Raw genomic sequence first — 22,887 nt, 5'->3', positions numbered from 1 at the left:
ATCAATTCATTAAAAACTTTGATTCTCAATTAGCTTTAGGTACCTGTTTGGTATAGCAATGTATTCCTCCACCTCCCCAATTATAAACTGTAGCATCTATCCAGACCAATTGTTTATCAGGGTATAAGCTTGAAAAAATCTCTTTGACGTGTTCTTCTTTTTCAGCAGAGCTATCAACTGCCAAATAAGTTGGCAAGAGCACCTTATCATTGGAAATCAAAAAATTGAGGTAAGAGGAAGCAGAAAGGTATTGCAGGGTATCTCCTAATGCCACCTTTTGGTGGGGGAGAAAATACTTGTTCCCAATAGTCGAATCACTTATTGCCCAGCCCTCTACAACAATATTAGACCTGTACCGCAGATCCGGTAAAGGAACTTTGATGATCTTGAATGGTTTTCCATCCTGATCTTTTGCTTTGACCAAAATATCATACGTTTCCTGTAGCCTTCGGTAGTTTTCAGCATGAACAGGATGTACATCTTTTTCTTCTTCATCCACCCAAGCCAGCAAAATGGTATTCGCATTGGCAAATCGGATATATTCATCGGTATGACCGGCGGTACCAATGGCAACATATCCAGGAACAATGAATTCCGTTGGATCACTATCTTCGACCAAACCTTTTCCTACCCAAATAAAATGATGGACCCCTAAAGTACGCTTGAGTTCCTCTTCAATGCTGAGTTTGGACAATTCCGGATTAACCTTAAACATCCAATCCTCATTCAACAAAATACTTCCTTTCCCATTCACCTCTATTGCACCACCATCTAAATTCAAAGGAGAGACAAGCACCTCTAGTCCCTCTCTTGCAGCTATCAAACTGTCCGTTTTTTGATTTCTGTTGAAAAATGAAGCATCGGCCTTAGCTGTGTCCGGATCCACACCTTTCTCGATTAAAAACCGTTCGAAAAAATCCTGAAATGACCAGCTATAGTCCACTGCTTTTGTGTCCCCCAGCCCATTGACCAGATACACCGGGCCAACGTCTCTTAGTGCCACAGCTTGCCATACGGGTAAAGATATAAAAGTATATGCTGCAGTATCTAAGCCATTTTCCAATAGGTATTCTTTGAAAACCACAGGATTTTCACTGGTATCTGATACAAAAATGACAGATGTAGAACCTTCAAGTGCGCGTGCCAAATCGACAACCAATGGAAAAAACTCCGGTTGCCTTTCCGTCCAACCCATTAACATAGCTTCCTGTGGTTCCCATTCAGCCGGATAGTAAAATAGTGCAGGATCCCTTTGCTCTTTCTTGCAGGAAGAAATTACAACTATCAAAAAGACAAATAATGTTAGGTTTTTCATGATTTGAGGATTTTTGTTTCACGCAGCGAACGCGGCGATTTTAAATCTCTCCCGTTGCGCTCTACCGAGATCCGGGACAAGGTTTGCGTTTTATCGTTGCGGTCGCCGCGTGAAATATCACCCTTAAAATTCCATGAAATTCAGAACACTACCAATACCCTAATGATGTGATAGCTATCCATTTAAAAAGTCAAAAAACTCCATTAAGTGACACACCTGATTAAAAAAAACAACAGCTACACCATCTTAACCAAAGTAGTGGCAATAGCTTCAGCAAGCTTTGAATTCACTTTATACTTTCCAGCATAGTCCATCCAATTGGAAACAATCTCCTGTACTTCCTGGATAATGCCTTGAGGATTTCGAATAGAGTTTTGCTTGGCAATCGTTAAAAAATCGTCCAGCACAAAATCTTTCCTTTTACCATTGATGCTCAGGCAATGCTGACTGACCCATACACTATCCGGTCTGTAAGCATGGCAGATATCGTAAGCAGGAGAAAGGCTCCATTTACCTTCCTGATCCATCAGAAAAGCAAAGTTTTTGGTATGATCATCACAGTTACGGGCCAGTACATTGAATACCATCCTTCGGAACAATTGCTCTGCCTCGGCATAGGTAAGCCGCAGTTGGCGCATGGTCTGAAACAGCTGTTCATAGCTGTAGCTACTGACATTGTTAAAATCAAAATGCTGCAAAGCACAAAAAGTCTGCATGTGAAGCTTATCCGTTCCATTCACCCTGTCAAAGCGCTTGGTCATAAAATGTGCCCTGCCTTCTTCTTCAATCAACCTGCTTTGAGCCATTTCAATACCCGCATCTATCGCCATGGCATAGTAGGCCATCTCCACTCGTCCATAACCAAATGTCTCTCCAAACTGCGTGTCATTGACCCCGTCAAACTTGATCAGCCAGTGTTCAAATCCAGTCTCCTGCAAAGTCTGTCCTGAGCGGATCATCCCTGTGGATTCATTGTATGCAATGATGGCTTTTGGTCTTGCCCCTCCTGCTGAAGTTCCCATCTTCAATACATTCAGCATGACATCTCGCATACCTTGGTCTGTGTGCATTTCAAATTGCTCCCTGCTCTCCAACAACTTTTTGGTAGTTTCGATCAGACTCGATAGCTCCAATAATTGCCCTTGCTCTTGAGCCGGCAGCGTAGAAGGCTCAAACTCCAAAGCACCCAAGCCTCTATTTCCGATGAAACAAAGTAATTCTACAGGATTCAGGGAGTTTTCTGGCCTACCATTGCGGGCAAGCCAGCCATTAATCAATTCATTCCCATAGCGATCAGGTAAGGAATCCGCCAACAAGCCAGGAAGACCTTTGAATGTTGCATTTCTCCTCAATTCCGGGAAGCTGTAAATGCGAGTTCCCAGCGGCATCCGAACAGGGGAGATATCCAGTTTCCCTGAGGCAAACCTTCGGTCGTATTCGAAAAAAGCCAACTCCTGACTTTCATCCCATACCACCGCACCTATGCGCTGACCCCAGAGCTTGACAAATGCCGTCCTTACCATCCCAGATCATCTTTAGGTGAAGACTTTTTGCTTTTGGAAGCCCTTTTCCATTTCACTTCGTCTTCTTTGGCGAGCTGCATAGGACTTATAGGCTTAACCTCTTGAAAATGCTCCAACACATACAGTGCATCCAATACCCGCAAAACTTTCAATAGATTGGTCAGGGCAATATTCTCTCCCCTTTCCAGTAAACTAAGCGTAGACCGACTGATCGCAGCCCGCTCTGCCACCTCGTCTTGCGTGAGGTTTTGCTCAATCCTACGGGATTTGACAAAGCCACCTATTTTTTTGAGAAGCGCTCCATCACTTATATATGATATGTATGAAAAGTCATTCATTATAATATTAATCTAGCTATTATGACTTATTTTTCATACAAATATATAAATTTTATTCGAATCAATAAAAACAATTTGAGTGAAATATCATTCATTAATGTATGAAATTGGTTTCAATGAATGATTTTTCATTCAAAACATTCATATAAAAACCTTCTACTGAACGTCTGTTTACAACTCACAATCAGTACAGCATTCCAAATAGCCATAAAGGGATTCTTTTGCCATTTCCACTTTCGATGTCAAGGGCAAGGTAAGCGTTGGGGACCCCTTGGATCTGGTCGGTGGTTTTGCTGCCTCCCCCTACCTCAAATACATAAGCATCATCCACCATGAAGTCCCCATATTTTGGACTTGTCACTTTATGAACTGCACTCAGTTGATTAATAAAAAAAGTTTCACGGACATTTCCCACATTGGCCATAGTTGGCGAAAAGAGATGAATAAAGTTGGGGTTTTGAAGGTATATTTTATCGGGCTTCTGAAGATAGCTGATTCCTTTTGTAGCAGACCTAAGCAGCTTAAGGATTTGGGCCTGATCCAAAATGTCCAACAATCTCAATATAGTATTTCGAGGAGTTTCTAATTTTTCTGCCAACTTGTTGATATTGGGTGTAAACGGAACACTTTCACTTAGGACAACTAGTAGCTTTTTTAAAGTCCGAACTGTACTGTGCTGCAACTCTTCAAAAGGAGCAATATCCGTATCAATCACCAGTTGGATTGTCTCCTGAAGTTTTTGTGAATACCCGATTTTGGATTCCAGAAAGAAAGGGAAATAACCAAATTTCAAATAATCCTGAAAATAGGACTGGACAGGTATATTATCCAACAGTTCAGGAGCCAGAGCATGGTGCTTGGTCAAAATATCATCCAAAGTAAAGCTTGAAAGATCTGTTCGGTACTGAAAATTCAGATACTCTCTAAAAGAAAGACCATGTAAATGATAAACAGATGCCCTTCTTGAAAGATCAGCATTACCTCTGGAAATATCAAGGATAGAGAATCCTGTCGCAATGACTTGAATATCATCATAATCATCGTATAGCTGTTTGAGATCTTTTGACCAAAATGCATACCTATGGACTTCATCCAAAAGAAATAGCCGATATCCTAATTCATAGAGTTCATTCACAAACGCTACCAATCTATGCGTTTCGAAATAAAAATCATCAAGGCTAAGGTAAATGCCTTTCTTATCGGAAGTTGACAAATATTGCAGTAAAAGGGTGGTTTTCCCTGAACCTCGGTAACCCAAGATCAAAATCAAACTTTGGGTCCAATCAATTTGATGGTACAAATACCTCTTTTGCTTTTCCTTGACAGACTTTGCTTTCCTTTCAGACTTTTTGATCAGCACTTCCATAAAATAGTTTTTATATAAAGCAAATTTACAAAATAGTTTTTACAAAAAGCATTTTTATAAAATAGTTTTTCAAGAAAGCATGATGTAAGCCCTGCTTTACTTCACCCCTCTCCTTTTGGGTTCCTGTTGTGTACTACAATGAATGCCTCCACCCTGCCAATTCATCTGCATGGCATCAACAAAGACGATTTCACGTCCGGGAAATGCTTGTTTGAATAATGCTTCTACTTCCTTTTCCCGCTTGACAAAAGCTTCATCTCTGGCATAGGAAGATGTCACCACTACGCCATTTGTAACCAAAAAATTCATTTAGCTACCAATACCCTAATGATGTGAGGTGAATTACACCATCAGATTAATTCTTGAAATTTTTCAGTTATTTATCGAAATATTTATTATTTTAAAGTCGGAAAAATATAAGTATTGAAACCATCATTTCCAGAGCAGTACTTAATATCCCTAATGATTGATATAACTTAACCTTTTTTCCCATGAAAATTCACTTCCCAAACCACGTACTTATTTTATTTTCCCTCTTATTGATATTTGGCTATTGTACACCAAAAGGAGAAAATCATAATGATTTTGATGTTGTAATTTTAAATGGGAGAGTTATTGATCCGGAAACTGAGCTAGATGGAATAAGAAATATAGGAATCAAAAATGGGTCAATTAAAATCATTACAGAAAGCACAATAGAAGGATTAAAAACAATCGATGCGGAAGGGCTGGTGGTAGCACCCGGCTTTATTGATCTCCATGCTCATGGGCAAACTTTAACAGCTGATCGCATGCAGGCTTTTGATGGAGTAACTACTGCCCTTGAGTTAGAGTCCGGCATCTTGCCCGTGGATCCGTGGTACAAACAAATGGAAGAGCAAGGAAGAATACTAAACTATGGAACAGCAGCCGCATGGACTTTTGCAAGAATTGAAACTTTAGAAGATATACCTATGGAGCCAAATTTGAAATGGTTTCAGGAAGCATTTTCATTAAGAAGCTGGGTAAGAGATGCTGCAAGTCCATCCCAAATAGAAAATATTATCCGACTGATAGAAGAAGAAGGGATTAAACAAGGCTCAATTGGTATTGGAATCAATGCTGGTTATGCTCCAGGTGGTGGATTCAAGGAGCTTTTGGCCGTTCATCAATTGGCGTCTGATTATGGTGTCCCAACATTTACACATATCAGCGGAGATTTCCCTAATGATCCCAAATCTGCTGCGGAATATGTTGGGCAAATCATTGCATTTTCTGCTGCTACTGGTAGTCAGAGCCATATCTGCCATCTAAACAGTAGTAGTTTGAGAGATGTGAAAACGACAAAAAGCATGATCATAAGCGCCCAAAACTCAGGACTTCCTATTACTACTGAAAGTTATACATATGGAGCTTCGAGCACAACAATAGGTGCTGCTCTTTTCAACGAAGAGGCAAGAGAAAAAAAAGATATCAAGGCTGAGCAGATTGAATTAAATGGAAAGCCTTTAACTGAAGATGAATTTCAAAAGGTCAGGAATGAAAAGCCTGGTTCTGTTGTGGTTTTTAGGTTTTTGTATATGCCGAGAGACGAGTCTATTTTGGATGAATCTGTTTTATTTCCCGGAGGAGTAATTGCTTCGGATGCTATGCCTTGGGTAGATATTGAGACAGATGACTATTTTGATGATAACATTTGGCCTTTGAATGAAAATGCCTTCGCACATCCAAGAAGTGCCGGTACCTTTACCCGGCTGTTGAGTCATTATGTAAGAGAAAGAGGGGTCTTGAGTATGATGGAAGCAATTGCCAAATCCTCCTTGTATCCAGCAAAGATTTTAGAGCAATCTGTAGATCAGATGAAATACAAGGGACGAATCCAAACTGGAATGGATGCTGATATCATAATTTTCGATGAAAAAACTGTACAGGATAAGGCAACTTTCACAGAGCCTCAATTGCCTGCTGTTGGAATGAAATTCGTACTTGTGAATGGTGAATTGATCATTGAAAATGGAGATTTGGTGTTAGACGCGAGACCTGGAAAAGCAATAAGAAGAACTGTGAATGAATGATTAATTTAATCCGTAATTTAAGGTACCCTTTGCATTTTTTCAGATGTCACTTTAGCAATTCTAGGCCCTTCAATTTTCTGTATTTCAGCGGACTTTTGTTCCACTGCTTCAAAGACCCTTAAAAAATTCTCTTGGGTCACCTTTTTCAGCTCCTTTTCTGTCCAACCTCTATTGGCCAACTCCAAAAGGATATTCGGAAATGTACTTGCATCCTCTATCCCCTCAATCAAGTAACTCATGCCATCAAAATCACTTCCAATACCTAAATGATCTACACCGATCAAATTTTTCACATAATCAAAATGATCAACAAAATCCTTGACCGTTACTTTAGGATGTGGATTGGCTGCTTCCCAAGCATCCCATTCAGCATCAGCAAATTCAATTTCTTCGTCAGACATCTGGTCAGGATTAGGGTATTTTTCTTGAAAGGCCTTACCCATGCTATCAAGCTTCACCAAAAAATAATCATGGGCTTCTTGAGTGGTAAAATAGTTGACAGGAGTCAACATAATCAATCCTCCGTTTTCCTTCAATTTCAAAAGTACCTGATCTGAGGCATTTCTTTCGGTATCGGTAAGGGCTCTTGCATTGGCATGGCTGAATATGACAGGAGCCCTCGTGATTTCCAGTACATCCAGCATTCCTTTTTCTGTAATATGGGAAAGGTCGATCATGATACCAAGGCGGTTCATTTCCAATACCAACTCTTTCCCATAATCGCTCAGACCATCATGAATGGGTTCATCGAAAGCCCCATCCGCAATGTTATTGTTGTTATAAGCCAAAATCACAGAGCGTAAACCCAATCGGTATAATGTCCTCAATCTCCCCAGATCATCCACCAATTCATAGGTATGCTCCATGGATGGAATGATGGCAATCTTGCCACTTTTCATCACCTGCCTGACTTCAGAAGAAGTAACTGTTACTTTGAAATCATCAGCATACTTCTCCTCTATTCTATAGATCAAGTCCCAACCTTGCAGATATTCATTCATCTCCTTCCCTCTACCAAAAATATTGGTCAGCAGTGCCCCCACACCTCCTTTACGAAGTCGGGCAATATCAATATGGCCATCCGAAATGGTATCTAATTTATAGTCATCCAACTCTCTCGGACATGCTTTACACCAGAAATAATGGATCAATAAATCATTGTGTCCATCAATCAGCGGAGCTTCCCTCAGTACTTTGGCAACCAAATCTTCATGACTTAGCTCTACATGGCTAGTGCAGGAAATCAAAAAGATTAAAATCAACCTATAAATTTTAACTTGCTCAAAGTTCATAAAACCAATAGTTTTTATTAAGGCAATTGCCAATTTCATAATTCATTGATAAAGTTTTCTAAAAGAATCATTATCTCTAGAAAGCTATTACCATTCACTCCATAATTCTTCAAAAAAAGGATGCACATCATCACGTAATCCGGACAACAATGCATCATCGTCCAAAGTCTCTTGGTTATTCAAAAGAAACAACCAAAGATTGATCAACACATCTGCCCCACCTTCATTATAAAGCTTCCTAGCAGCATCATGAAACCTGTACTGATACCAGGCATAATTCCGAGGGGACTGCGTTCCTATTTCCCAATAATTGTCTTGAAACTGTTCAAGGGATCTGAAGGTATAATTGGATTGGTCTTCTTTGGACCAATACATGGGTAAAAGTTCTAAAGCCCCAAGGAATTCACCTCTTTCTTCCGCAATAAAAGTATGTAGCATCAGGTTGCACAGTATTTCTGAAAGCCAGTTTCTTTGGGTATTAAGACCTGCTTTAGAAGCCCATGCATGCCCGAGTTCGTGGACAGGCAATAAATCAAAAAAGTACCTGCTACTTACTTCATCATTTAGACTATAAGTCATTGGAAAAAGCTCCTTGTAAGGTGAGGATAATGAAGAAAAGTCAGGAAGCTGCATCCTCCAAAATGTATTATCCTCTGCCGCAACTACTAATCTTTTTTCGTTAGGAATAAAGTGAGGCATTCCATAAATCAAATTTGGGTCAGTGTAATGTGACCAATCCTCCTTAGAAAGCACATAGATCTTGAATTCAACTTCCAAGTCCTCTAAGGTTCTTTTGAAAAAACTGTTGGCTTCATAACAGATTTCACCTGAAAACTGGGCAGAAACTTCCTGATCCTGGCTGTAAAAAACAGCCGTTTCGCCAATACTCCATTCCACGAGTAAAGGTTTATCTTGGGCTTTGCTAAAGGTGTAAAATCCCAGCAAAAACACATAAAGTATCAAAAACTTTATTTTCATCATCAAGTATTTAAAAGGTTCAAAGTTAAAGGGTTAACTCAAATTTATTTCCCTAAAACTAGTCAAATAAAAAGCATCAAAAATACCCCGATCATGTGATATACCGGATTTTTTATACTGAGTATAATTGATGAATTTTGTTAGTAATAAAAAAATGAATAGGCTTAAAAATATGCATCAAGGAGAGATTTTAATAGAAGAGTTTCTAATTCCACTAGAAATTTCTGCTTACAGATTGGCCAAGGAGACTTTTATTCCTCAAACGATTGAGCAAGTTCATAGTAACAAGCCCCGAGTTTTGGCTAAGGTTACAGAATGATTATGATCTTGAGGAAGAACAATACCAAAAAATAAATGAACTGGATAAAATCATTCCAATCGAGGATTCTACTGCTTGAGAATATTATTTCACGCAGCGAGCCAAGAGATGATCGTGGCAGGAGCAATGGAATTCTATTCTTTTTATTCTCCGTGTCCTCCCTATGTTCGGGACAGCGTCTACCTAAAAAATGCTGGGTGCGTGAATCTAAAATCTAAATTCTTAAATCTAAATTCTAAAATTCCACCACCACCCTCACTTCATCCGAAAGCACCAGACTCTTTTCACCTAACCCATAATCCAAGCGATCAATTGTGAACTCACCTTTAAACATCTGCTGTTTTCCTGTTTGGGACAAAGTAAATGGGATTTCAAGTTCTCTTTTCACACCCCTGATCTGCAACTCAAAAATCCCAATAAAAGCATTTTTCCCTTTAGACCGAAAAGACTTTGATTCCAAACTGATGAAAGGAAATTTTTCGATATGAAAATACTCTCGTCCATGTAGGTGCTTGTCCCTTAACTTGATTCCAGTTTGGATACTCTCTGGGTTTGCTTTTCCTCGAATACTCGATTGAGTCAACTTCTTTGGATCAAAATCAACCATTACTTCCCAGTCTGAGATCAATCCATCCACAGTAATCCCTGCGTTTTTGATTTTGAATTGGATGGGATTTTCTGGCTTGAAAGATTGTGCAGAAAGTAGAAACGGCACTATCAAAAAGAATATTAGCGTTAATATTAACAAACGACTTCTAAAGTCAATTTTCCCACTTAAGTAATTAAAGTTCTCGCGACGAACGCAACATTTACGTAACGATCCCCACGGGGCTACAACAATATCTAAATATCCAATATCCATCAATATCAATGTTTAAAGCGTCAACAAATAAGCAATCAACGCCTTCTTGTCCATTTCATTCAACTCCATCCCAAATTCATGTCCCTTGACCGCCTTGGTCTTCACATCATGGGGCTTGAAGGCTGTAGGTACATAATCATCTTTCAATCTTGCCGGATCAAACAAGTCCTCCAAATTGGCTAAGGAAGCATCATGCAGGAATGGTCCCCTGTACCATAAACCCAATAAAGAAGGTACTTTGTAATAACCCGTCCCTCTTCTGGTCTTCATGGTGTATCCCGGATCTGTACCCACAGAAATACCGAAGATATCATACTTGTCATAATGTGCATCAGGCACCTCAAACCCATCCGTGGGAGTCAGTTTATTGTTGGTAAAAAGCGGTGGGGTATGGCAGGTTACACAACCTTGCTCGGCAAAAATGATTTTACCACTTTCGCTCAATTCAGATGGTTTATTCGGGTTTTCAGGTGGACTGAGTGAATAAATATATTTGGCTAAAGCATATAGCTGGGCATCTGAGTGCCGGTCATAAGTACCTGGAAAAAAAATAGGTTCTCCGCTATTGAGCCTTTCTTTGGTCAAACCAATTGGATTGTAATCACCATAGAAATTTAGGAAATCCAAAGCCTGGTTCATGGAAATATACCGCATCATGTCCTCGATATTCCTGTGCTGTCCTAGGCCTCCGTGATCCAAGTACTTCCTGTCCTTGACCCCTATCAGGTTTGGCGCCTGGGGAGGAAAGAGGATACTGGTTCCTTGCCTACCAAATGCGCCTTCTGGGACAGCCCTATAAGCTTCCAGGATGGCTTCTTTTCCAGTGGCCAAGAGTTTGCCATGGGGGTCACCTTCGGCAAAAGGACTTGCAAACAAAAAACTGGTGATATTTTGTATAGCCCTTTCAGAAGCACCGTCAGTTTCCAAGGCAAAAGCAAAAGCCTTGTCACCAGGCCAGTTTCCCTGCGCACCTTTGAGTAGTGAACCATCATCCATCACGCGGGTATGGCACATGGCACAAGAGAGATTGCCAAGGTAAACCTTCCCCTTTCCAGCTACTACCCACTGGGCAAATGGCATGATACCCTCAGGAGTCAAGGGCATTTCTGTAGCAGTATAAAAATCAATATTGCGGACATGCTTTGTACTGATCACTGCACCCAAAGTGTCAATTGGATAATCAAAAAGTAGTTCTCCTGCCTTGATATAATCCTCCTCTGTCAGCAATTTACTTTCATCCAATACAATCTCTGCCTCTAGTTCATGCAACCATTCCCAATACCCTTCCGGTTCATGGTCAGGATGGTAGACAGGATAAGTCTTATAGATGACCCTTTCAGGGAGATTATAATAAAACTCCTCCGATACTGGCTGTGCTGAATATTCCGGATTTGAATTGGGCAGCTCCCAATCCTTCATGGCTTCATCCGTCCAGATGCGGGGGATATCTGAAAAAGAAAAATAGGAAACAACTTGTTTGCTCAACCCAAAAGCGAGTAGAGGTAGCAGCATGCAGCCATAAAGCCACAAGGGGAGTCTAGAAAGCCATTCTTTGATTTTCATCTTAACACTTTATTTTCAATCACTTACACAAGTTACAGCTTTCAAAAATCTTTCACAATACCCTAATCATGGGATTAGACCTGACAGGTCTCAACCAATATCCTAATCCCGATACTCGGGACAAGTTATCTAATCGTATTTACTCATATCTTTTTTTAATCAATCTCAAACGCCTGCTACTCTTCAAACTTCGAGGTCACAAAAAGACTTCAAAGGTTTGCAGTACCCGACCTTTGGGGTTTCCAAAACCCCGAAGGTCTTATTTACCAAGAATCAACCTTTAGCATTTTGTGTTTCCCGATAAAACCGTCGAGGTCAAAAAAGACCTCAAAAGTCTTTAAACCAACCCTTCATTAATAGCCTTAGAAACTGCCTCTGTTTGGCAATGTACCTGAAGCTTTTCGTAAATATGCTTGATGTGGGTCCTAACCGTATCGATACTGATTTTACATTCAGCTGCGATCAACTTAAAACTGTTTCCTTTACTAAGTGACAGTAAAACATCTTTCTCCCGTTCAGTGAGTCCGTAGTTTTGAGCGTTACCGGCTTTTTGCATGGATTGAACCACCAGCTTTGCTACAGCTGGAGACATAGGGGCACCACCTTCCAGAATTTCCTCTACTGCCAAAAAAATCTTAGCTGCTATGTGCTTTTTCAACAAGTACCCTGAAGCACCGGCTTTGATGGCATTTAGCACATTTTCAGAATCATCAAATACCGTCAAAATCAATATCAGGGTCGATGGAGCAAGTTTTTTGATGATTTTAGTAGCTTCAATTCCATTCCTCCCTGGCATTTCTATATCCATTAGAATCAATTCAGGCTGAAAAATTTTCAATTGATCTTCCAAATCGTTGGCATGTGGAAAAGTCCCCAAAAGCTCTAATTCTCCATTCAACGACACCATACTGCTGATGCTTTCACGGAGGAGCTCATTGTCTTCGTATAGGAGCACTTTGATCATTACTTTTCTCAGATTGGTTTTTGTTTTGCAAAAGAGATATTTGTAGATACTGGATATTCATAGATATTATCACTGATCATGATCCTCATCCTCAGCAAAACATCTATTTAATATCAAAAAACATTCATTAATATCAATAATAGGCATTAAAGATCCGACTTATTTTAATAACTATAAATACCACAATCATGTGATAGAGAGGAATCATGTGATAGGTGTTCTCAGCTGAATGGAAGTTCCCGTATGGGGAAAACTTTCAATTACCATATCACCCCCCATCATCTCGGCCCTTTGGTGCATATTGAATAAACCGTTCCCTTTTTTGATCGAATTCATATCAAAACCTTTTCCGTCATCCTTGATCAACAATTCCAAAGCCCCATTCTCTACCTCCAACTTGATTTTTAGATGTTTTCCATCTGCATATTTTGCAACATTGTTGACTGCTTCTTTAAATATCAAAAAGATGTTTCTTCTTTTCTCCAAGTCCAGTTTAATATCCATCGCTCCTTCAACTATTTCAAAGCTATAGTTGATTCCTTTTGGCTCAAGGATCTCTCCTGCAAATTCCTGCATTTTGCTTAGCAATTGATCTGTATTGTCATTGTTTGGGTGAATGGACCACACGATATCACTGAGCTTATCCATCATTGATGCTGTTTGGGCATTGATTTTGGAAAATAGATGATTAGTAGAAGGCACTTCTTTTTGGAGAGCCATTTGGGAAAGGATATGGATACTTGAAAGTGCACTACCTAAGTCATCATGCAAGTCTCTTGCTAGTGAATTCCTCAGTCTTTCCACTTCCAAAAGCCTATTTGCTTTACCGACAATCCTGTATTTGTTGACCAAAATCCCTGCAATTAAAATCAGAAAAATAGAGACGGACAAGATCAGCTGTTGATTGACTTTTCTCCTTTCCAGCTCTAAGTTACTAAGCTCTTTTTCTGCTTTTAGCAGGCCAATTTCATTTTCTTTCAAATCCAAAGCATACCTAGATTCGAGTTCTTTGAGTTGGGTTTGTAATCCTCCCATTCCTACAGAGTCTCTATAGGCATATTCTTTTGACTGTGCTTCCAGGGCTTCTTCAAACCTTCCCTGTTCTTGGTAATACTCTTTAAGATTCTTGTAGGCAACTATAGAATTGCTGTGATTTTTTTGTTCGGTCGCGGATTTTGTGGCAGCCAAAAGGTTTTGATAGGCTTCTTTTTGTTGAGCCAAAAGCCGCTGAACATTCCCCATATCTGCAAGAATGATAGCGTCATGGTTTTTGATTCCTGCTTCTGCCAAGGTCTTTTGTGCTTGCTGAAAGTGCTGCAACGCGAGTGGATACTCACCCATTTTCTCGTAATTCTTGCCCAAGTTGATCTGTTGTATTCCCACCATTTCTTTGAGGCCGAGACTTTCCTGGATTTCCATTGCAAGGGTAAAATATTCCTTTGCCAATTGATGCTCCCCTCGATCCATATAGATATTCGCAATATTACCAATGACTAATGACTCTCCTCTTTTATCACCCAGAGATTTTCTGTATCCCAATGATTTTAATAAATTAATCTCCGATTCATCATAATTTTTCAAGTCATAATAAACTGTCCCCAAGGCATTGTAAACAAATGCCAAACCCGTCTGATTCTGGGTTTTTTCAAAAATCTCCAAAGCTTTGTAAATAGCATCGATTTTTGACTTTCCATCATCCAACTGCCCATAAACTTTGGCTAGGTTCAAAAACAGTCCAGCCACATTATTCTGTCCTATTACATTATGGTCAAGATTTAGCGCATTTCTATAGTTTTCCAATGCTTCTGGGTATTCACTTATTCTCCCAAAATGAATCCCCAGACCATTATAATAGGTATAAGCAGTCATTTGATCCTCAGGATTTGTTTCCAGAAACCTTTTTGCCAATCCGAAATAAAAAGCTACACTATCCAATTCTCCTGTCGCAGAATAATTACCTCCTAACCTTATTGATGCCAAAGCTTTGTATTTCTCAATCGTAGGATTACCTCCCAATTCAAAAAGTTTCTTGTAAGTAGTTATAGAGCGCTTGATATCAGATCTCTCCAGAGTCGCACCCATATTAAACAAAGCTTTGGCATGAAGTGTATCTCTCTTGTTTTGAGAAATAATATGCTGCAAACTATCAATTAGAGGAGTTTGCGCCATTGCAATGGCTGAGGTTGAAACCAACGCAAGTATCAAAAATAAAAACTCAACCAATAGCTTTACGAAACACCTCATAATTAACATCTTAACAACGATATAAATTAACAGGATTTTTGCTATTCAGGAAATATTATTATAGATATTTTTTATTATCTTCTTCTAATCAATCTTTTTTATAAACCTTCCCTTCTTTCATCACAAAAATTACATTTTTCATAACCTCAATATCTTCTTCAGGATTTCCATCAACGGCAATTATATCTGCTATTTTACCTTTTTCTATAGATCCAAGCTGACCTTCCATTCCTAGTAATTGGGAAGCTCTCAAAGTAGCGGATTGGATAGCCTCCAAATTTGGCATCCCCATCTCAGTCATATAAATAAACTCCCTGTAGTTTTCACCATGAGGAAATACTCCTGCATCAGTACCAAAGGCTATTTTAACTCCCTTTTTATATGCTCTTCCAAAAGTGTCCTGAATCAAAGGGCCAATAGTCTCAGCTTTTGCTTTTACCGGAGCAGGATAGTAACCTGGGATTTTGGCATATTCAGCCACAGACTTGCCAGCTGTGATTGTAGGAACATACCAAGTTTCGGTTTTTATCATCATTTCCATGGTTTCATCTGACATGTAAGTACCATGTTCGATCGAATGAATTCCTCCTATAATTGCTCGTTTCATCCCTTCATCACCATGGGCATGTGCAGCCACATGAATCCCAAAGTCAGTTGCTGTTTCGATCACTGCATTGATTTCATCTTGTTGGAATTGAGGTGCATTCCCATCCTTTGCTACGCTCAATACACCTCCAGTTGCAGTGATTTTTATTACATCTGCTCCATACTTCACCTGCTGTCTTACAGCCTTTCTTGCATCTGCTACCCCATTGATCACCCCTGACTCTGGCCCTGGGTCACCCATCAATTCCCTTTTCATACCGTTAGTTGGATCAGCATGGCCTCCTGTTGGTGCTATTGATTTCCCTGATGTGATGATTCTAGGGCCATCTACTTTTCCCGAATTGATTGCATTTCTCAATGAAATATTTACTCCTGTCCCTCCCAAATCCCTCACCGTAGTGAATCCTGCCATCAAAGTCGTCTTGGCAAAAATCAAAGAGTTGAATGCGATGTCTGCCTCATTTTCTACAAACCTATCTAAATACCTTCTTGGGCCTGTTTCATTTTCAAGATGCACATGCATATCCATCAACCCTGGCATGACTGTCTTATCTCTTAAATCTATCATAAAATCACCCTCACCCCCATCTACAAAACCATTTTGAATCTCAACAATCAGGTTATTCTCTATCACAATTGTTCTTTCTTTTAGCATCTTGTTTGTTTTGACATCCAATAGGCTACCAGCTTGTATGTATGTTTTTTGAGCGAAAACTGTTTGAATCGATAAAGTAATAAACAAAAGAAATGTAAAAATTCTCTTCATGATAATTGAAATTAAGTGGTTGTAATTGAAATCTAATAAAAAAAGCTAGGATTATCGTATATAAACGTTTAAGAATAAAATAAAAATGAAGTTCTGATTAAATTGGGTTTTAAATCTTAAAAATATTTTAAAGGAATAAATCTTCTTTTTTACAATGCTAACCAAATTTTAGAAATATGAGTGGAATCAGAAACCGGGTTCAACTAATCGGGAGATTGGGAGCCAAACCAGAAATTAATCAATTTGATAGCGGTAAGATAAAAGCCAGTATTCGCCTTGCGACAAACGAGAGCTACAAAAATGCCAAAGGAGAAAAGGTAGAGGAAACCATTTGGCACAATGTAATTGCATGGGACAAAGCAGCGTCAATACTTGAAAGATATGCTGACAAAGGTTCGGAAATTGGTATTGTTGGAAAACTCACCAATAGAAGCTATGAAGACAAAGATGGTAACAAGAAATATATATCCGAAGTCGTCGCTGACGAGATTTTACTTCTTGGTGAAAAACCAAATTCTGTAGGATAACTATATTTATGGACTGCAATTAATAAAAAATTAGCAGTCCATTTTTTTTAATTATTACAAACTTTTTTGTTTTTGATAACAAAGACGTTCAAATATGAGTATTTTTGGAACTCGAAAAACCTATTAATAGATATGAAAAAAATTGCAGTTTTTACTTCTGGAGGTGATGCTCCTGGAATGAATGCATGTATAAGAGCAGTAGTTCGTACTGCGATTTTTCGCGGAATTGAAGTGTATGGCATCACTTACGGTTATGATGGAATGATCAATGGGAATATCAAACGTATGCAGTCCCATTCTGTAAGCAACATTATACAAAGAGGAGGTACAATTCTCAAATCGGCGAGGAGTGAAAGTTTCCGTACAAAAGAAGGTCGTCAAAAAGCATATGAGCAATTAAAAGCGTTTGGAATAGAAGGCATTGTGGCTATTGGCGGTGATGGCACTTTTACTGGGGCCAAACTTTTCTTCGAAGAATTTGGCATACCGACAATTGGATGTCCTGGGACTATTGACAATGATATTTATGGAACGGATTATACAATTGGATTTGACACGGCAGTCAATACTGCTTTGGAAGCAATAGATAAAATTAGGGATACTGCTGCAGCACATGACAGGATATTTTTTGTTGAAGTAATGGGTAGAGACAGCGGTTATATTGCTGTAGAGTGTGGTATTGGAGGAGGTGCAGAGTTTGTAATGGTGCCAGAAACTGAAACAGATCTGAAGAAAGTAGTCAAATCTTTGAAAAACCTCAGAAAATCCAAATCATCTAGTATCATTGTAGTGGCTGAAGGTGATGAAGAGGGGAATGCAGAATTGATCATGGAAAAAGTAAAAGACAAAGTCAATGACGAAGACAAGGAATTTAAAGTAACAACCCTTGGTCATATACAACGAGGAGGAAACCCAACTGCTCGAGACCGTGTTTTGGCCTCCAGATGTGGTATGGCTGCAGTAGAAGGTCTAATCAATGGAGAGTCAAACTGTATGGCTGGTGTAGTAAATGGAGATGTAACGTACACATCCTTTGAAGACTGTATTGGTAAAACAAAACCAATCAAAGGAGATCATCTTAAATTAATTGAAATCTTAAGTATTTAATCAATATGGGTTTTATTCCGATTTTCCTTACGCTTGGGGGGGCTGTTTTACTATTCATCATGGTAGTTCGCCAATCTTTGAAATCCAAAAAGAAACAATTCGATACACTTTGTGTAGCAACTTGGACTGGTTTGAGTCAGATAAGTCCTGAAGCATCTGGTGAAACCCCTTCTTTTGAAAAAATCAATAACCTCTATAAAAAAGCAAAATCCGAGTTGAAAGATGATCAACTCGGATTTTACAATTCCCAAATAAAGAAACCGATTCAAGAAGCAAAATTGATTAGAATCCACTACAATAATCTTGTTGCCAAAAGACCTTACAGTTTTGTCGCAAAAATCTTTAATATTCAACCAATCTGATTTAAAATATATTGATGGATCATTTGTTCCTGATTTGGATAGAACCACTTGATTTCTTCATCTTTCCGAAACCAAGTCATTTGCCTTTTGGCATATCTTCTCGAATTTCTTTTTAAAAGTCTCACAGCCTCCTCTTTATCATACTTCCCTTCTAAGTATCCGAAGATTTCCGTATATCCCACTGTCTGTAGCGCATTCAATGTCCTAAATGGATACAAGGTCTCTGCTTCTTCAAAAAGCCCTGATTCAATCATCAGATCCATTCTTAAATCTATTCTATTGTAAAGGACTTCACGATCCAACTCCAAACCAATCTTGATTATTTGAAATGGTCTTTTTGTCTTCCTTTTCACTCTAAAGCTACTAAAAGTTTTTCCAGTACCTTTGATTACCTCAAGAGCACGCATCAACCGTTGTGGATTTTGACGATCAACTTGTTGAAAGTAAAACGGGTCATACTTTTCTACTTCATTTTGTAAAAACTCAAGACCGTATTTTTCATAATCAGAGATAATCTCAAACCTTATTGCAGAATTTATATCAGGAATATCATCAAAACCATTACAAATGGCGTCGACATACATTCCAGAGCCTCCTGTCATTATTACTAATTTATGCTTTTGATGAAGATCCTCTAACAGTACTAAGGCGTCTTTCTCGAACGACTTGACGTCATAACTATCCTGAATTGAAAGGCTATCGATAAAGTGATGTTTAACTTGTGCTAATTCACCAGCAGTAGGCTTTGCTGTTCCTAATTTAGTTTCCCTAAAAAATTGACGACTATCACAAGAAATTATTTCTGTGTTAAATATTTTGGCTAAATTTATGCATAATTCAGTCTTGCCTACAGCTGTCGGACCGACAATCACAATTAAATATCTATTAAAATCCACCAAGGTTTTTATTTCGTTTAATCCAAAATTCAAAACAAAATTACCAATATTTGAAGATGAAAAGCAAAAAGGTTCTCATTGTTGATGATAATGTTCTAAATAGAAGAGTCTTCGAACACATTATTGGACAAATGTACGAGTACGATACTGCAGAAAACGGAAAAATTGCAATAGATAAAATTGTAGAAAATCATTTTGATTTAATTCTAATGGATATTCAAATGCCAGTAATGGACGGAATATCTGCATTAAAAAAAATAAAAAACGAGCAGTTAACTGCGGCACCAATTATTGCAATCTCCGCTTACGCTGATCAAAACGACAAAGAATATTTCCTTTCTACAGGTTTTATTGATTTTATACCAAAACCAATAAAACCAAAAGTATTCCTGGAAACAATATCTTACCATATTGATAGCCAAAAAAAAGAATATCCCAACAACCCAGAAAAAGAAACTGAAAGTATAGATTTTGATCTCAATTCTTTAAATCAACTTCTCAAATACAATAGTATAGAGAATATAAAAACTGTATATGATGAGTTTATTGATGAAACTGAAATGCTACTATTTGAAATAAATGAACTAATAAATACTGGTCAATTTGAAAATATAGGTGACAAACTTCATATAATTAAAGGGAATTCTGGTACATTAGGTGCATTAAAGATTTTTAATTCAGCAAAAGAATTTGAAAAAAACATAAAAAGTGAGATTTTTGAAAATACTTTAAAAGATTATTTAACTTTATTGGATAATTTAAATTCCTTCAAAAAGAAATTACAAACCCTGCAAATTTTGAATCCATGATTGAAAATAAAAAAGTTTTAGTAGCTGAAGATAGTTCTGTAATTATCAACCTAACTAAAAATGTATTGATGTTTGAAAATTACCATATTACTGCTGTAAAGAATGGAAAACAACTTTTGGATAAACTCGCAGCCGATGATTTCGATTTAATCTTAATGGATATCAATATGCCAATTATGGATGGTATAGAATGTACCAAGGCTGTGAGGGCACTATCAGATACCAAAAAAGCAAATATCCCTATAATTGCAATTACAGGTAACTACAAAAATTACACACTTGATGATTTCAAAAAAGCAGGATTGGATGATTACATTCAAAAACCTCTAGATTATGATCATCTTCTAGCCACTGTCAAAAAACATTTGGCTTAGTCTATAGTTCGATATGAGATGATCAGATATACAAAAAACTTTCTTGACAAACTTGAAAACCTTTTTGCAGCATCTGAATATATATTGAGATATGAAAAAGGAAGTTTCAAGTCGGGATATTGTATCCTAAAGGAGAACAAAGTCGTCATCATCAACAAGTATTACACCATTGAAGGAAAAATCAACACCTTGATAGATATTGTTAAGGAGTTGAATTTGAACCCGAAGGACTTCGAAGATAGGAAAAACCAAGAATTCTTAGGGGAATTACAACAAACCCAACTGAAGCTTTGAAAGTTACATTTTTAGGGACAGGAACATCACAGGGAGTGCCAGTCATTGGGTGTAATTGTGTCGTATGCGCATCTTTGGATTTCAGAGACAAAAGGCTTAGAAGTGCCATTTACATTGAAGTACAAGGAAAAAGTATCGTGATCGATACAGGGCCTGATTTCAGAACACAGATGCTTCGTGAAAAAATCAGTTCTCTTGACGCTGTGGTTTTTACCCATGAACACAAAGATCATACAGCAGGCTTGGATGATATTCGTCCATTCAACTTTATGCTTCAAAAAGACATGCCAATATACGGCACCAAGCAGGTTCTGAACCAAATCAAAAGAGAGTTTTCCTATATTTTTGAAAAAGTGAAGTACCCTGGAGTTCCACAGGTAATCACGCATGAAATCACAAAAGAACTGGATTTTGATGTGGAGGGAGTTAAATTTTCCCCCATTGAGGTAATGCATTATCGCTTACCTGTTTTGGGTTTTAGGATTGGTGATTTTACTTATATCACAGATGCCAAAACCATCACTGACGAAGAGCTTGAAAAAATCAAGGGAACCAAAGTATTGGTCTTGAATGCACTTCAAATCAACCATCATATTTCACATTTCACTCTAGATGAAGCTATATTGATGGTCAAAAAAATCAATCCTGAAATAGCATATTTCACCCATATTAGTCACAAACTAGGAACTCATTCAGAAGTAGAAGCAAAGTTACCCAAACATATCAAATTAGCTTTTGATGGATTGAAAATAGATATTGCAACATGCACCTCAATTACCACTTCTTAAAATTCCTTTGTCCTGCACTTGAAAAAATGTTTTCAGGAGCGGAGATTGTTGAGATTTTTTCACAAAACAAAAATGAACTAATCATAGGTTGTACCAAGGATTCGCAAGATAGCTACATCCGAGCCAATTTACTCCCAAGCATTTCCTGCCTTGCATTTCCAGATGATTTCAAAAGAGGAAAAAAAAACACTGTAAGCCTATTCCCTGAGCTAATTGGGCAGAAAATCATTGGTGTTAAAACGATTGCATTTGAAAGAGCTTTTGTAGTATCATTGACTCTTGGGTTCAAAATCCTTTTCAAATTACATGGCACCAGGAGTAATTTGCTGTTCTATAAATCGGAAGAAGATCTACCGTTCAAACTATTCCGAAATGATCTTAAAGATGACTGGCAGATAAAAATCGAAGACCTTGCAAAAAACTTGGATTTGAGCAGAACACAGTTCGACTATTTTGAGGGCAATGCTTCAAAATTCCTACCTACTTTGGGGAAAATCCCGAGGGAATGGCTGAAGCAAAGAGGCTATATCGACGCTGACATTGAAGATAAATGGCAGTTGATGACATTGTTACTTGACATGTTAGAAAGTCCATTGTTTTCAATAATCGAAAAAGAAAAAGATCATTTCTTAAGTCTTTTGCTTGAGGAAAACTATAAGCTCCAAACAATCGATCCCATTGAAGCCACAAATGAACTTTTTAGGTATTTGGTAGTAGTCCAAGCTTTTGAAAAAGAAAAACACCATTGGGTCAAAACTTTTGAAGATCAAAAGAAAAAATCCAATTCCTACATTCAAAAGTCTACAGAGAAACTTAACATCTTGGAATCAGAAATTTCCCCTGCACAAATCGCCGATGTCATCATGGCCAATCTTCATCAAATTGATAAAAATGCAGAAGAAGTTAGCCTTTTCAATTTCTATACGCAGCAGGATCAAATCATCAAACTAAAAAGAGGTCTGAGTCCACAGCTTTTTGCTGAAAATTTATATAGGAAATCAAAAAATAGAAAAATAGAAATTGATCAGATCTATCAAAACATACATGATAAGGAAGAGTTGCTAAAAAAATCATCATCTATGCTCGAAGAGATTATGGCCATTTCACATTTTAAGGAATTGAGATCTTTTGTGAAATCCAACAACCTCGTCTCTCAGGAGAAAGAAAAACAGGAGCAAGTTCCATACAAAAGGTTTGAAGTAGATGGTTTTGAAGTATTGGTAGGAAAATCTGCAAAGTCAAATGACGAAATGTTGAGATATTTTGCATGGAAGGAAGATCTCTGGCTACATGCCAAAGATGTGTCTGGCTCACATGTAATCATTAAATTTAAATCCGGGGTAAAATTCCCAAAAACAGTCATCGAGAGAGCCGCAGAATTGGCTGCATATTATTCCAAAAACAAGAATGAAACATTAGCCCCCGTGATGTACACTCCCGTAAAATATGTCAGGAAGGTAAAAGGTGCTGCTCCTGGAGCTGTGATGGTTGATAAGGAAAGCGTATTGATGGTATCCCCTATCGGGCCAAAAGAGTAGAT

General features: G+C 38.2%; 22 protein-coding genes and 1 pseudogene. 10 read left to right on the top strand and 13 right to left on the bottom strand.

Going from position 1 to position 22,887, the window contains the following annotated elements; genetic code table 11:
- Positions 1-25: 25 nt before the first annotated feature.
- From MM213_RS15865 to MM213_RS15845, 5 genes are all read right to left on the bottom strand, one after another.
- The gene (locus MM213_RS15865) at positions 26-1,315 is read right to left on the bottom strand and encodes an agmatine deiminase family protein (RefSeq protein WP_241413815.1); all 1,290 of its coding nucleotides are present in this window, start codon (positions 1,313-1,315) and stop codon (positions 26-28) included.
- Positions 1,316-1,551: 236 nt separating this feature from the next.
- Positions 1,552-2,838 carry a type II toxin-antitoxin system HipA family toxin gene (locus MM213_RS15860; RefSeq protein ID WP_241413813.1) on the bottom strand — a complete coding sequence of 429 codons (1,287 nt, stop codon included), beginning with the start codon at positions 2,836-2,838 and terminating at the stop codon, positions 1,552-1,554.
- On the bottom strand, positions 2,832-3,176 hold the full coding sequence (locus MM213_RS15855) for a helix-turn-helix domain-containing protein (protein ID WP_106133701.1): 345 nt from the start codon (positions 3,174-3,176) through the stop codon (positions 2,832-2,834). Before MM213_RS15855 ends, MM213_RS15860 begins: the two co-directional genes overlap by 7 nt.
- Positions 3,177-3,360: 184 nt before the next feature.
- A complete protein-coding gene (locus tag MM213_RS15850; protein ID WP_241413812.1) occupies positions 3,361-4,542 on the bottom strand; it encodes an ATP-binding protein in 1,182 nt (393 codons plus the stop codon).
- Positions 4,543-4,638: 96 nt separating this feature from the next.
- On the bottom strand, positions 4,639-4,851 hold the full coding sequence (locus MM213_RS15845; RefSeq protein ID WP_241413810.1) for an agmatine deiminase family protein: 213 nt from the start codon (positions 4,849-4,851) through the stop codon (positions 4,639-4,641).
- A 182-nt stretch (positions 4,852-5,033) separates the two neighbouring features.
- Here MM213_RS15845 and MM213_RS15840 point away from each other — a divergent pair, with 182 nt between their 5' ends.
- Positions 5,034-6,596, top strand: a complete 1,563-nt coding sequence (locus tag MM213_RS15840) for an amidohydrolase family protein (protein WP_241413809.1) — start codon at positions 5,034-5,036, stop codon at positions 6,594-6,596.
- A 17-nt stretch (positions 6,597-6,613) separates the two neighbouring features.
- Here the strand turns inward: MM213_RS15840 and MM213_RS15835 are convergent, their stop codons facing one another.
- Together MM213_RS15835 and MM213_RS15830 are read right to left on the bottom strand one after the other, a co-directional pair.
- Positions 6,614-7,888, bottom strand: a complete 1,275-nt coding sequence (locus MM213_RS15835; RefSeq protein ID WP_241413807.1) for a dipeptidase — start codon at positions 7,886-7,888, stop codon at positions 6,614-6,616.
- Between the two features lie 87 nt (positions 7,889-7,975).
- The gene (locus MM213_RS15830; protein ID WP_241413805.1) at positions 7,976-8,869 is read right to left on the bottom strand and encodes a hypothetical protein; all 894 of its coding nucleotides are present in this window, start codon (positions 8,867-8,869) and stop codon (positions 7,976-7,978) included.
- A 151-nt stretch (positions 8,870-9,020) separates the two neighbouring features.
- Between MM213_RS15830 and MM213_RS15825 the strand changes: the two are divergent.
- Positions 9,021-9,264 (top strand): annotated as a pseudogene (locus MM213_RS15825) (helix-turn-helix transcriptional regulator).
- A 156-nt stretch (positions 9,265-9,420) separates the two neighbouring features.
- Here MM213_RS15825 and MM213_RS15820 read toward each other — a convergent pair.
- The 5 genes from MM213_RS15820 to MM213_RS15800 form a co-directional block, all read right to left on the bottom strand.
- On the bottom strand, positions 9,421-9,900 hold the full coding sequence (locus MM213_RS15820; RefSeq protein ID WP_241413803.1) for a YceI family protein: 480 nt from the start codon (positions 9,898-9,900) through the stop codon (positions 9,421-9,423).
- A 159-nt stretch (positions 9,901-10,059) separates the two neighbouring features.
- Positions 10,060-11,610 (bottom strand): hypothetical protein, encoded by a 1,551-nt coding sequence (locus MM213_RS15815; protein ID WP_241413801.1) that lies wholly within the window; start codon positions 11,608-11,610, stop codon positions 10,060-10,062.
- A 337-nt stretch (positions 11,611-11,947) separates the two neighbouring features.
- Positions 11,948-12,574: a response regulator gene (locus tag MM213_RS15810; RefSeq protein WP_241413799.1), complete on the bottom strand. Its 627-nt coding sequence runs from the start codon at positions 12,572-12,574 to the stop codon at positions 11,948-11,950.
- A gap of 204 nt (positions 12,575-12,778) precedes the next feature.
- Positions 12,779-14,818 carry a tetratricopeptide repeat-containing sensor histidine kinase gene (locus MM213_RS15805; RefSeq protein WP_241413797.1) on the bottom strand — a complete coding sequence of 680 codons (2,040 nt, stop codon included), beginning with the start codon at positions 14,816-14,818 and terminating at the stop codon, positions 12,779-12,781.
- Between the two features lie 88 nt (positions 14,819-14,906).
- Positions 14,907-16,190, bottom strand: coding sequence for a metal-dependent hydrolase family protein (locus tag MM213_RS15800; RefSeq protein WP_241413796.1), 1,284 nt, complete (start codon positions 16,188-16,190; stop codon positions 14,907-14,909).
- Between the two features lie 176 nt (positions 16,191-16,366).
- Here MM213_RS15800 and MM213_RS15795 point away from each other — a divergent pair, with 176 nt between their 5' ends.
- The 3 genes from MM213_RS15795 (at position 16,367) to MM213_RS15785 (ending at position 18,186) form a co-directional block, all read left to right on the top strand.
- Positions 16,367-16,717 (top strand): single-stranded DNA-binding protein, encoded by a 351-nt coding sequence (locus MM213_RS15795; RefSeq protein WP_241413795.1) that lies wholly within the window; start codon positions 16,367-16,369, stop codon positions 16,715-16,717.
- A gap of 132 nt (positions 16,718-16,849) precedes the next feature.
- The gene (pfkA, locus tag MM213_RS15790; RefSeq protein WP_241413794.1) at positions 16,850-17,824 is read left to right on the top strand and encodes a 6-phosphofructokinase; all 975 of its coding nucleotides are present in this window, start codon (positions 16,850-16,852) and stop codon (positions 17,822-17,824) included.
- A gap of 5 nt (positions 17,825-17,829) precedes the next feature.
- Positions 17,830-18,186, top strand: coding sequence for a hypothetical protein (locus tag MM213_RS15785; RefSeq protein WP_241413793.1), 357 nt, complete (start codon positions 17,830-17,832; stop codon positions 18,184-18,186).
- On the opposite strand, the gene miaA is transcribed toward MM213_RS15785, so the two are convergent.
- Complete coding sequence (gene miaA, locus MM213_RS15780) at positions 18,174-19,085, bottom strand: tRNA (adenosine(37)-N6)-dimethylallyltransferase MiaA (protein WP_255806990.1); 912 nt, start codon at positions 19,083-19,085, stop codon at positions 18,174-18,176. The genes MM213_RS15785 and miaA overlap by 13 nt on opposite strands.
- Before the next feature lie 53 nt (positions 19,086-19,138).
- Here miaA and MM213_RS15775 point away from each other — a divergent pair, with 53 nt between their 5' ends.
- Genes MM213_RS15775 through MM213_RS15755 form a run of 5 tightly spaced genes read left to right on the top strand, consistent with a single transcriptional unit; the run spans position 19,139 to position 22,885 of the window.
- Positions 19,139-19,891, top strand: a complete 753-nt coding sequence (locus MM213_RS15775; protein ID WP_241413790.1) for a response regulator — start codon at positions 19,139-19,141, stop codon at positions 19,889-19,891.
- Complete coding sequence (locus tag MM213_RS15770; protein ID WP_241413788.1) at positions 19,888-20,265, top strand: response regulator; 378 nt, start codon at positions 19,888-19,890, stop codon at positions 20,263-20,265. Before MM213_RS15775 ends, MM213_RS15770 begins: the two co-directional genes overlap by 4 nt.
- 18 nt (positions 20,266-20,283) lie before the next feature.
- Complete coding sequence (locus MM213_RS15765) at positions 20,284-20,559, top strand: hypothetical protein (RefSeq protein WP_241413786.1); 276 nt, start codon at positions 20,284-20,286, stop codon at positions 20,557-20,559.
- Entirely contained in the window at positions 20,556-21,347 is a 792-nt protein-coding gene (locus MM213_RS15760) for an MBL fold metallo-hydrolase (RefSeq protein WP_241413785.1), read from the top strand. The genes MM213_RS15765 and MM213_RS15760 overlap by 4 nt, the downstream gene beginning before the upstream one ends.
- Positions 21,323-22,885, top strand: a complete 1,563-nt coding sequence (locus MM213_RS15755) for an NFACT RNA binding domain-containing protein (protein ID WP_241413783.1) — start codon at positions 21,323-21,325, stop codon at positions 22,883-22,885. Before MM213_RS15760 ends, MM213_RS15755 begins: the two co-directional genes overlap by 25 nt.
- Positions 22,886-22,887: the final 2 nt, after the last annotated feature.

The organism is Belliella alkalica, assembly GCF_022549785.1.
Classification (GTDB): domain Bacteria; phylum Bacteroidota; class Bacteroidia; order Cytophagales; family Cyclobacteriaceae; genus Belliella; species Belliella alkalica.
This window is presented reverse-complemented; position numbering and strand designations above follow the sequence as displayed.

What these genes read in the sequence shown, in the direction of transcription:
- MM213_RS15845 (WP_241413810.1), bottom strand. Translation starts at nt 4,851, where the DNA reads ATGAATTTTTTGGTTACAAATGGCGTAGTGGTGACATCTTCCTATGCC.
- MM213_RS15770 (WP_241413788.1), top strand. Translation starts at nt 19,888, where the DNA reads ATGATTGAAAATAAAAAAGTTTTAGTAGCTGAAGATAGTTCTGTAATT.
- MM213_RS15830 (WP_241413805.1), bottom strand. Translation starts at nt 8,869, where the DNA reads ATGATGAAAATAAAGTTTTTGATACTTTATGTGTTTTTGCTGGGATTT.
- MM213_RS15775 (WP_241413790.1), top strand. Translation starts at nt 19,139, where the DNA reads ATGAAAAGCAAAAAGGTTCTCATTGTTGATGATAATGTTCTAAATAGA.
- MM213_RS15785 (WP_241413793.1), top strand. Translation starts at nt 17,830, where the DNA reads ATGGGTTTTATTCCGATTTTCCTTACGCTTGGGGGGGCTGTTTTACTA.
- pfkA (WP_241413794.1), top strand. Translation starts at nt 16,850, where the DNA reads ATGAAAAAAATTGCAGTTTTTACTTCTGGAGGTGATGCTCCTGGAATG.
- MM213_RS15835 (WP_241413807.1), bottom strand. Translation starts at nt 7,888, where the DNA reads ATGAACTTTGAGCAAGTTAAAATTTATAGGTTGATTTTAATCTTTTTG.
- MM213_RS15755 (WP_241413783.1), top strand. Translation starts at nt 21,323, where the DNA reads ATGCACCTCAATTACCACTTCTTAAAATTCCTTTGTCCTGCACTTGAA.
- MM213_RS15810 (WP_241413799.1), bottom strand. Translation starts at nt 12,574, where the DNA reads ATGATCAAAGTGCTCCTATACGAAGACAATGAGCTCCTCCGTGAAAGC.
- MM213_RS15840 (WP_241413809.1), top strand. Translation starts at nt 5,034, where the DNA reads ATGAAAATTCACTTCCCAAACCACGTACTTATTTTATTTTCCCTCTTA.
- MM213_RS15815 (WP_241413801.1), bottom strand. Translation starts at nt 11,610, where the DNA reads ATGAAAATCAAAGAATGGCTTTCTAGACTCCCCTTGTGGCTTTATGGC.
- MM213_RS15865 (WP_241413815.1), bottom strand. Translation starts at nt 1,315, where the DNA reads ATGAAAAACCTAACATTATTTGTCTTTTTGATAGTTGTAATTTCTTCC.
- MM213_RS15805 (WP_241413797.1), bottom strand. Translation starts at nt 14,818, where the DNA reads ATGAGGTGTTTCGTAAAGCTATTGGTTGAGTTTTTATTTTTGATACTT.
- MM213_RS15855 (WP_106133701.1), bottom strand. Translation starts at nt 3,176, where the DNA reads ATGAATGACTTTTCATACATATCATATATAAGTGATGGAGCGCTTCTC.
- MM213_RS15765 (WP_241413786.1), top strand. Translation starts at nt 20,284, where the DNA reads ATGATCAGATATACAAAAAACTTTCTTGACAAACTTGAAAACCTTTTT.
- MM213_RS15850 (WP_241413812.1), bottom strand. Translation starts at nt 4,542, where the DNA reads ATGGAAGTGCTGATCAAAAAGTCTGAAAGGAAAGCAAAGTCTGTCAAG.
- MM213_RS15800 (WP_241413796.1), bottom strand. Translation starts at nt 16,190, where the DNA reads ATGAAGAGAATTTTTACATTTCTTTTGTTTATTACTTTATCGATTCAA.
- MM213_RS15860 (WP_241413813.1), bottom strand. Translation starts at nt 2,838, where the DNA reads ATGGTAAGGACGGCATTTGTCAAGCTCTGGGGTCAGCGCATAGGTGCG.
- MM213_RS15795 (WP_241413795.1), top strand. Translation starts at nt 16,367, where the DNA reads ATGAGTGGAATCAGAAACCGGGTTCAACTAATCGGGAGATTGGGAGCC.